The sequence below is a fragment of the Streptococcus sp. 2020WUSS084 genome (assembly GCF_044427445.1).
In the GTDB taxonomy this organism is placed as follows: Bacteria; Bacillota; Bacilli; order Lactobacillales; family Streptococcaceae; genus Streptococcus; species Streptococcus suis.
Genome location: NZ_JAOTGC010000025.1, coordinates 1 through 9891 on the forward strand (window position 1 = coordinate 1; position 9891 = coordinate 9891).

At 40.2% G+C, this 9891-nt stretch carries 7 protein-coding genes, 2 tRNA genes, 1 rRNA gene and 2 pseudogenes; 10 read left to right on the top strand and 2 right to left on the bottom strand.

The window, feature by feature from the left end:
• Positions 1–10: 10 nt before the first annotated feature.
• From rrf to recG, 4 genes are all read left to right on the top strand, one after another.
• Positions 11–126, top strand: a 5S ribosomal RNA gene (gene rrf, locus ODU50_RS09925).
• A 4-nt stretch (positions 127–130) separates the two neighbouring features.
• Positions 131–203 (top strand) — tRNA-Asn (locus ODU50_RS09930).
• 22 nt (positions 204–225) lie between these two features.
• Positions 226–297: transfer RNA gene (locus ODU50_RS09935), tRNA-Glu, on the top strand.
• Between the two features lie 116 nt (positions 298–413).
• Positions 414–2432 (top strand): ATP-dependent DNA helicase RecG, encoded by a 2019-nt coding sequence (gene recG / locus ODU50_RS09940; RefSeq protein ID WP_029172014.1) that lies wholly within the window; start codon positions 414–416, stop codon positions 2430–2432.
• Between the two features lie 63 nt (positions 2433–2495).
• On the opposite strand, the gene ODU50_RS09945 is transcribed toward recG, so the two are convergent.
• Positions 2496–3455, bottom strand: coding sequence for an asparaginase (locus ODU50_RS09945; protein ID WP_024407233.1), 960 nt, complete (start codon positions 3453–3455; stop codon positions 2496–2498).
• A gap of 69 nt (positions 3456–3524) precedes the next feature.
• Between ODU50_RS09945 and ODU50_RS09950 the strand changes: the two are divergent.
• Positions 3525–4890 (top strand): annotated as a pseudogene (locus tag ODU50_RS09950) (Cof-type HAD-IIB family hydrolase).
• 15 nt (positions 4891–4905) lie between these two features.
• On the opposite strand, the gene ODU50_RS09955 reads toward ODU50_RS09950, so the two are convergent.
• The gene (locus ODU50_RS09955) at positions 4906–5358 is read right to left on the bottom strand and encodes a universal stress protein (protein WP_105105894.1); all 453 of its coding nucleotides are present in this window, start codon (positions 5356–5358) and stop codon (positions 4906–4908) included.
• Between the two features lie 154 nt (positions 5359–5512).
• Here ODU50_RS09955 and ODU50_RS09960 point away from each other — a divergent pair, with 154 nt between their 5' ends.
• The 5 genes and pseudogenes from ODU50_RS09960 to ODU50_RS09980 all read left to right on the top strand — a co-directional run bounded on the left by ODU50_RS09960 (position 5513) and on the right by ODU50_RS09980 (position 9645).
• A complete protein-coding gene (locus ODU50_RS09960; RefSeq protein ID WP_024407236.1) occupies positions 5513–6727 on the top strand; it encodes a pyridoxal phosphate-dependent aminotransferase in 1215 nt (404 codons plus the stop codon).
• Between the two features lie 151 nt (positions 6728–6878).
• Positions 6879–7667 carry a GTP-sensing pleiotropic transcriptional regulator CodY gene (gene codY, locus ODU50_RS09965; RefSeq protein ID WP_029172019.1) on the top strand — a complete coding sequence of 263 codons (789 nt, stop codon included), beginning with the start codon at positions 6879–6881 and terminating at the stop codon, positions 7665–7667.
• Between the two features lie 12 nt (positions 7668–7679).
• Positions 7680–8210 (top strand): annotated as a pseudogene (locus tag ODU50_RS09970) (cysteine hydrolase family protein).
• A gap of 253 nt (positions 8211–8463) precedes the next feature.
• Complete coding sequence (rplS, locus tag ODU50_RS09975; RefSeq protein WP_011921928.1) at positions 8464–8811, top strand: 50S ribosomal protein L19; 348 nt, start codon at positions 8464–8466, stop codon at positions 8809–8811.
• 159 nt (positions 8812–8970) lie between these two features.
• Positions 8971–9645 (top strand): hydrolase, encoded by a 675-nt coding sequence (locus ODU50_RS09980; protein ID WP_012774968.1) that lies wholly within the window; start codon positions 8971–8973, stop codon positions 9643–9645.
• The last annotated feature ends 246 nt before the right edge of the window (positions 9646–9891 follow it).

Here is a 9891-nt window from a genome sequence, read left to right on the forward strand (position 1 = left end):
GACTCAGTAGTTAAGTGACGATAGCCTAGGAGATACACCTGTACCCATGCCGAACACAGCAGTTAAGCCCTAGAACGCCTGAAGTAGTTGGGGGTTGCCCCCTGTTAGATACGGTAGTCGCTTAGCATATTCCGCCATAGCTCAGTTGGTAGAGCGCATGACTGTTAATCATGATGTCACAGGTTCGAGCCCTGTTGGCGGAGTAAAGAGAAATCTTTAGTATATGGTCCGTTGGTCAAGGGGTTAAGACACCGCCTTTTCACGGCGGTAACACGGGTTCGAATCCCGTACGGACTATATTGAGAGGCTGCTTAGGTCTCTTTTTTTGTTTTTTGTGGTAAATGGGCTTTAATTGGCTCCTTTTTCTTTTCTTGTTGCTTTGTCTATTCATTGTTTGTTGATATAATAGAGACATGAAAAGATTATGTGATGAATTATCGGTTTTGCCAGGGATTGGTCCAAAATCGGCTGAAAAATTTTTAAAAATTAACATTCAGAATATTAATGATCTGCTGACTTACTATCCATTTAGATATGAAGATTTTGAGAGTAAGTCTATTTATGATTTGCAGGATGGTGAGAAGGCAGTGGTAGTTGGGGAGGTGGTATCTCCAGCTAATGTACAGTATTATGGTTACAAAAGAAATAGACTCCGTTTTTCAATGAAACAGGGTGAGGTTGTCTTAGCAGTTTCGTTTTTTAATCAGCCTTATTTAGCAGATAAGATTGTTTTGGGGCAGGATATTGCAGTTTGGGGAAAGTGGGATAAGGCTAAGGCAAGTTTGACAGGAATGAAAGTTTTGGCTCAAGTATCAGATGAGCTGCAGCCTGTCTATCATGTGGCGCAAGGGATTTCGCAAGTAAATTTGGTTAAGGCAATTAAAACAGCTATTGATCAGGGATATTTGCATTTATTAGAGGAGAATTTACCATCAGTTTTACGAGAGCGCTATCGGTTAATGAATCGCCGAGAGGCGGTTTTTGCGATGCATTTTCCGACAAATTTAGAAGAGTATAGACAAGCTTTGCGACGTATGAAGTTTGAGGAATTATTTTATTTTCAATTACAGTTGCAAATGCTGAAAGCCAACAATCGTGATATTTCGAATGGTTTGAAGATTGCCTATGATGCTGATAGATTGGCTATGCAAATAAGACAATTGCCGTTTGTCTTAACGGATGCTCAGTCTGGGGCTTTGGCTGAAATACTATCAGATATGAAGTCCTATGGGCACATGAATCGTTTGTTACAAGGGGATGTTGGTTCAGGGAAGACAGTAGTTGCTGGATTGGCTATGTTTGCTGCTGTGACTGCGGGAATGCAGGCTGCAATTATGGTCCCGACAGAAATTTTGGCTGAGCAACACTTTGAGAGTTTGCGCCAGCTTTTTCCAGAACTTTCTATTGCTCTTTTGACAGGGGGAATGAAGGTTGCGGAGCGTCGTACTGCTTTAGAGGCGATTTCTAGTGGTCAGGTAGACATCATTGTAGGAACTCATGCTCTTATCCAGGAAAGTGTGACGTACCATAAGCTTGGTTTGGTTGTGACGGATGAGCAACATCGTTTTGGTGTTAAACAGCGCCGTCTGTTTCGTGAGAAGGGTGATAATCCGGATGTGCTTATGATGACTGCTACACCTATTCCTCGGACGTTAGCCATTACAGCTTTTGGAGATATGGATGTATCGATTATTAATCAGTTGCCTGCTGGTAGGAAGCCAATTATCACTCGCTGGGTCAAACATCAACAGCTACCCACGGTCTTAGATTGGTTGGAGCGGGAGTTAGAAGTGGGTGCTCAGGTTTATTTTATCTCTCCGCTGATTGAAGAATCTGAGGCTCTGGATTTAAAGAATGCTGTAGATCTGCAATCTGATTTACAGGCGCATTTTGGAGAGCAAGTTACAGTGGATTTGTTACACGGTAAGATGAAAAATGACGAGAAAGATGCCATCATGCATGCTTTTAAGGAGCGAAAAACGAATATTTTGGTTTCTACCACTGTTATTGAAGTCGGAGTCAATGTGCCCAATGCAACGGTGATGGTTATTATGGATGCAGATCGTTTTGGTTTAAGCCAATTACATCAGTTGAGAGGGCGTGTAGGACGTGGTCATAAGCAGTCTTATGCAGTGTTAGTTGCTAATCCTAAAACAGAGTCTGGTAAGGAACGCATGAAAATTATGACAGAGACGACAGATGGTTTTATTTTGGCTGAAGCTGACTTAAAAATGCGTGGGTCTGGAGAAATATTTGGAACTCGTCAATCAGGTTTGCCAGAATTTCAGGTTGCAAATATTATCGAGGACTATCCAATTTTAGAGGAAGCAAGACGAGTTGCTAGTCAGATTGTTAGCGTGGAAAATTGGCAGGAGGACCCTAATTGGTCGATTTTACTTGCTAATTTGAAAGATGGAGAGGAATTGGATTAGTCATATAAAAAAGGCCAACACACATGTGTTGGTCTTTTGACATATTGTATAGTTCGTCAGCGATTAACCTTGGATGTAATCTGCCAAGCTTTGCTCTTCCAAGCCTGCATTGAGAGCGATAAGGAGTTTGAGTCGGGCTTTTTGAGCATTCAATTCTTTAACAAATAGAATGCCGTCTTGTTCCAGTTGGATGCCACCTCCTTGGTAAGCATAGACAGGCTCAGCAATTCCGTTAAAACAGCGAGATACCAGAATAATGGGTATCTTTTGATCAAGGAGTTTCTTAATGGCTGGAAGGATGGTAGGCGGAAGATTTCCGGCGCCGAGTGCTTCAATGACTAAGCCGGAAATTGAGCTTGCAGTGAGAGAATCAAGGAGGATGGAGTCCATATCTGCATAAGCTTTTATGATTGGGACCGTTCCTGTGACTGTTGACAAGTCAAATCGAACACGTGGTTCAGCAGTTTTAAAATAGAGAATCTCTCGTTTGGTGACTAAGCCCAGTGGTCCATGGGTTGGTGTTTGAAAGGTTGAGACATTGGTGGTATGCGTTTTTGTAACATATTTAGCAGCATGAATTTCATCGTTCATGACCACTAGAACACCTTTATCTGCGGATTTATCATCAGCAGCCACACGTAGGGCTGTTCGGTAGTTATAAATCCCGTCGCTACCTAGTTCATTTGAGGAACGCATGGCTCCGGTCAATACAATTGGTTTTTCTGGAATAGCCATTGTATCAAGGAAATAGGCAGTTTCTTCTAAAGTATCTGTGCCATGTGTAATGACAAAACCATCGAAGTTCATTTGTTCTTCTTTGATTTTTTGGTATAGAGCCATCATGTGTTCTAAGCGAATGTGTGGACTTGGAACATTGAGAAAATCCAAGGATGTCACTTGAATTTCTTCTAGTGGGCTATCAATTTGGGTCATTGGATTGATTTTACTCGATGCAACTTCACCCTGATGATTGGCTTGCATAGAAATGGTTCCACCTGTATGCAATACTAGAATTTTTTTCATAAATTTTCAGTTTCTTTCAAAGTGTGATATACTAATTGTAACATAATTATTAGAAAGTAGGTGAGTTGGTTGACGATAAAGGCTGTATTTTTCGATATTGATGGTACCTTATTGACCGACAATCGTATGGTTAGTAGTTCAACTATTCTCGCCATTAATGCTTTGAAAGAGAAGGGAATTTTAGTTGGTCTAGCTACAGGACGTGACCCTCGTTTTGTTTTGCAGTATATGGCTAGTTTAGGGCTAGATTTGGTCATTGCTTATAACGGTCAATATATTTTTTCAAGAGAAGAAGTTATTTATAGTCAGAGTTTAGAGCCAAAGCAAATTGAACAAATTATGGAGTATGCGCAAACTCACCATAAGGATTTATCTTTTGGAACTGCTAAAGGCATATTTGGTAGTAAGATTATGAGTGCTGGAACAGGAAATTTTGCATATCGTGTGACGCGTATGATTCCGGAGTCCTGGGCTGGAATCATAAACTTTATTTTCAATCGCTTGGTACGTTGGATCAGTCCTCAACAGGAAACGAATTTGAAAGGTTTTCTCTTTCAACCAATCTATCAGCTGATGTTGCTGACGACGGAAAGGGAGACGCAATCATTGGAGGTGCTCTTTCCGAACTTGTCTTTTACGCGTTCGAGTCCCTATGCGACTGATATTATCAGTAAGGGAAATTCAAAATTATCGGGTATTGTAAAGGTTGCAGATCGATATGGTTTTGAGTTAGATGAAGTTATGGTATTCGGGGATTCTAATAATGATTTTGAAATGTTGAATGAAATTCAGCACTCGGTAGCGATGGGAAATGGGACGAAAAAGGTTAAACAAGCAGCTTCCTTTGTTACAGATACAAATAATCGTGATGGGATTTATAAGGCATTAATTCATTTTGGTGTGATTGAGGGATAAGATGTTTCAGAGTAAGGACGATAATTTTAATAGGGTAAAGGATTTTCATTTTTTAATGGATGGTGAAACCCAAGAACTTCCCAGTGTGTATGATGGACAGATGGCTTTGCATCGCGCTGGTTTTAAATTGGAGGAGTTGGTAGAATTTCTACATGCAGCTTCAGAATCTGAAGTTGAGTTTCATGATTTTATTCAACAACTTCATCAGGATTTAGATACTGCTGCTGATAAGGTATCTGGCAAGAGAAGTTTCGGGGTTTCGATGCAGGATCAGGTAGATGCTTTGCTGGATATTCTTTATTTTACATATGGTTCGTTTGTTTTGATGGGGGTTGATCCAGAACCAATTTTTCAGATAGTCCATACTGCAAATATGGGGAAAACATTTCCAGATGGGGAGGCCCATTTTGATCCAATTACTCATAAAATTTTAAAACCTGATGATTGGGAAGAACGGTTTGCGCCGGAGGAAAAGATTCAGGAAGAGCTGAAAAGACAGATGAAAAGACTTGATTCGTAAATCAAGTCTTTTGGTTTATAAACTTTTTTCTCCATCGCGAACAATGAGTAAATCGATAGTTGCGTGGCGCATGATATATTCGGATGAGGATCCGATTAGGAGGCGTTCAAAGGCATTTAGACCAGTTGCTCCAAGTAGCATAAGATCTGCACCAGTTTCCTTTGGAATATCGATAGCCAGGAGGGTTTTAGGGTTACCGAATTCAATGCGAATCTGTACATCGGTCAGACCAGCGTTGAGGGCTTCTTGTTTGTATTCTTCGAGGAGGAGCTCCACCTCTCTTTCTAAAGATTCATAGACAGAGGCGTCAAATGCAACAACATTGTGGAGAGCACGGGTATCAATCACATGGGTGATAATCAGACGTGCTTGGTTGCGTAGTGCAACATGAATGGCTTTATGAAGAGCTAATTCTGCTCCTTTAGAGCCGTCTACAGCGACGAGTATTGTTTTGTAAGATTGTGTCATAATAATCACTCCTTTCAGAAGAGCTTTGTCCCGAAATAGGTAGAGCAGTTCCTTACATTTTTATTATAAGCCTTTTAAGAGAAAATGTAAAGGATTCTTGTACTTTTTTTGCTTTTACAGTACAATATAAAAGATAGAAAGTCGAGGTGACGACATGAAGCAATTTAACAAGTCAACAAAATTGGATGATGTAGCATATGATATTCGTGGGCCTGTTTTGGAAGAGGCCATGCGCATGCGTGCCAATGGAGAGCAGATTTTACGTTTGAATACGGGGAATCCTGCAGAATTTGGTTTTACTGCTCCAGATGAAGTTATTCGTGACTTGATTCATAACGCCCGTAAATCAGAGGGATATTCGAACAGTAAGGGAATTTTTTCTGCACGTAAGGCTATCATGCAGTATTGTCAGCTAAAGAAATTTCCAAATGTTGATATTGAAGATATTTATCTTGGAAACGGCGTGAGTGAGCTGATTGTTATGTCTATGCAAGGTTTGCTAGATAATGGTGATGAGGTGTTGGTGCCAATGCCAGACTATCCTCTCTGGACTGCCGCAGTTAGTTTGGCTGGTGGTAAAGCTGTTCATTATGTTTGTGATGAAGCAGCTGAATGGTATCCAGATTTGGCAGATATGGAGTCCAAGGTGACGACAAGGACTAAGGCTATCATTCTCATAAATCCAAACAACCCAACTGGAGCTCTTTATCCGAAGGAAATTTTAGAAGGAATTATTGATATTGCTCGTAGACATGAATTGATCATTTTCTCTGATGAGATTTATGATCGCATGGTTTTTGATGGAGCTGTTCATATCCCTATTGCGACACTGGCTCCAGATTTGTTTGTTGTGACGATGAATGGACTGTCTAAATCGCATCGTATTTGTGGTTTCCGAGTAGGCTGGATGGTCTTATCTGGTCCGAAAAAACATGTAAAAGGTTACATTGAAGGTTTAAATATGTTATCCAATATGCGTTTGTGTTCAAACGTTTTGGCTCAACAGGTTGTTCAAACTTCTTTGGGAGGTTACCAATCGGTTGATGAGCTCTTGATGCCTGGCGGACGCTTATATGAACAAAGGGAGTTTATTACCAAGGCGATTAATGATATTCCAGGGCTTTCTGCTGTAAAACCTAAGGCTGGTCTGTATGTCTTCCCAAAAATTGATCGTGAGATGTACAGAGTTGATGATGATGAACAATTTGTATTGGATTTCCTCAAGCAAGAAAAAGTACTTCTGGTCCATGGTCGAGGTTTTAACTGGAAGGATCCAGATCATTTCCGTATTGTGTATTTACCACGTGTGGATGAGTTGGCAGAAATTCAAGAAAAAATGTCACGATTCTTGCAACAATATCGTAGATAATGGAATTTTAGGCTGAGTGTTAATCAGCCTTTTCTTTTTGCTTGGATGAAATTGTTTGTGTTTTTCTAACAACGGTAAATATTCTGATAATTGTTGAAATTTTATGTATTTTTTGCTATACTGAAAGCAATTACAGAGTAAAGAGGAAAATATGACAACATTATTAGAGAAGACACGGAATATTACTTCTATTTTGAAGCGTTCCGAAGAGCAATTGGCAGAAGAATTGCCTTACAATGCTATTGCTGAACATCTATCAGCTATTATTGATTGTAATTCTTGTATTATTAATAGCGAAGGTGAAGTTTTGGGATACCACATGAGTTACGAGACAAACAATGATCGTGTGGAAGAATTTTTCCAAAATAAACAATTCCCAGAAGGATATGTAAAAGCAGTCGCGCAGGTTTATGATACGCAGGTTAACTTGCCTGTCGAGAGCGAGTTGACTGCCATCCCTGTTGAATCACGATCGACCTATCCAAATGGTCTGACAACGATAGCCCCTATCCATGTGACGGGAATTCGTTTTGGTTCGCTTATTATTTGGCGGAATGATGAGCAGTTTCACGATGATGATTTGATTTTGGTTGAGATTGCAGCAACAGTAGTTGGTATCCAGTTGCTTAATTTCCAACGGGAAGAAGATGAGAAGAATATTCGTCGTCGCGCTGCGGTCAATATGGCGGTAAATACGCTTTCTTATTCTGAGATGAAGGCGGTGGCGGCTATTCTGGGTGAGTTGAGTGGCAATGAGGGGCAGCTGACTGCGTCTGTGATTGCGGACCGTATCGGTATTACTCGTTCGGTCATTGTCAATGCTTTGCGTAAGTTGGAGAGTGCGGGGATTATTGAAAGTCGTTCGCTTGGTATGAAAGGAACCTATTTGAAGGTTCTCATCCCAGCTATTTTTGATGAAATTAAGAAACGTGACTACTAAAATGACAAAAGCATTGATTATATAATAGATTTTGTAGCAGATGAAGGAAAGTTGACTGCTGGAAAATCAGCTTAGGCTATTTCTAAACGAATTGCTCAGGTTACGCAAGAAGCTTTTGAAAATGGAGACTATATTTTCTTTGCGATTGATGGTCATGAGGAGGGGGATGAATTTCATCCTGAAGCTCAGCTTTTCCCAAGTCATAATATCATTGGGACGCAAGGGCGTGACTTGTATGGTCCTTTAGCAGATTTTTATCAAAAACATAAAGGGCATGCGCGTGTTCGTTGGATGGATAAACGTCATTATTCTACTTTTTCTGGGACGGATTTGGATGTTCGACTAAGAGAATGTGGTGTAGATACGGTTGTCTTGACGGGTGTTTTGTCTGATATTTGTGTTCTTCATACAGCTATTGATGCTTATAATAAGGGGTATCGTATTGAGGTGGTCTCATCAGCCATTGCTGCATTGACGGAGGAGAATCATCAGTTTGCTCTTAACCATTTGCGTCATGTACTCGGTGCGACAATTATTGATTAATAGTATAGTGACCAGTCTGTGGACTGGTTTTTACAGGAATCTGTATCATTAACACTCTTCGAAAATCAAACTCAGACCTTGTTGACTTAACTTGTAAAAGAAGCGGTGTGATTGACCATGATAAATTTATCAAAATGCTTTACATAGGTGATTACTTGGTGTATAATATAGTCTGTGTGTAATGGACGCACAAAAATACAGTTTATCCGCTGGGTTTAAAAGCACCTAAGATTGACAAAGATAGGAGAATAAAATGAATCCATTGATCCAAAGTTTGACAGAAGGTCAACTTCGTACTGACATCCCTTCATTCCGTCCTGGTGACACTGTGCGTGTTCACGCTAAGGTTGTCGAAGGTAACCGCGAACGTATCCAGATTTTCGAGGGTGTTGTTATCTCTCGTAAAGGTCAAGGCATCTCAGAAATGTACACTGTACGTAAAATCTCTGGTGGTGTAGGTGTTGAACGCACATTCCCAATCCACACTCCACGTGTTGATAAGATTGAAGTAGTACGTTACGGTAAAGTACGTCGTGCTAAATTGTACTACCTACGTGCATTGCAAGGTAAAGCAGCACGTATCAAAGAAATCCGTCGTTAAGATAGTCCTACAGACTATTTTGGTCGGAGAATGGGAGGCAGCGAAAGCTGTCTCTTTTTTTAAAAAAATCTGTTGAAAAAGTACCAAATTGTGAAAGCATAAAATGGAAATAATATGTTATACTATATATTATTGTAGCGAGTATAGAGGAGGTTGCGGATGAGCGAACAGTTTATTCCATCTGTTTTATCAGATTTACGGCAGGATATTGTTCAGATGCCAGAAGTTATCAAGGAATGTAGTGGAATTCGTATTTATGGTCGTCGCATTCGTTCAGTCTTATTTACAACGGATGTGTCTATTATTGCTAATCACAATGCAGATGCTATTTTGGCTGTTTATCCATTTACGCCCAGTCCAGCTATTATCAAAAGTATTATGTTGGTTGCGTCAGTTCCAGTCTTGGCTGGTGTTGGTGGAGGCTTGACGACAGGTATGCGTTCAGCTAATATGAGTCTCTTGTCTGAGTCGGAGGGAGCATACGCTGTTGTGGTAAATGGACCAACGGATGTAAAAACAATTGAGGCAATCAATAAAGTAGTAGATATTCCTATCATTTATACCGTTGTTTCTGAAAAGTCTGATTTAACCTCACGGATTAAAGCAGGAGTAGATATTTTAAATGTTTCTTGCGGTATGGAAACGCCAAGGGTTGTGAAGAAGATTCGAGAAGCTTTCCCTGACTTTCCAATTATTGCGACTGGTGGTCCGACTGAGGACTCTATTCGTCGGGTTATCGAAGCTGGAGCCAATGCTGTCTCCTATACAGCACCAAGTAATGGGGAGCTTTTTAAAGGGAAAATGGAAAAATACCGCAAACATGCAAAGGATTAGCTCATAAAAAGATAGGCTAAGCAAACAGTAAGTTTTATTGCTAGATGAAACTTGCTGTTTTTTATCGTTTTACGGTGTGAGATTAGGAATACTTCGCAATTTAAAGAACGGATTTTTAGGGTAAATTCTCAAAGTAAGTTCTAGTTCCCGTCCTTCCAGAAGTTACTTTGAGAAAACTGCATAACACCAACAGAATTTAGTCTCAGACTAAGTTCTGTTTTTGCCTAAAGCTGCAGATTCAAGGAA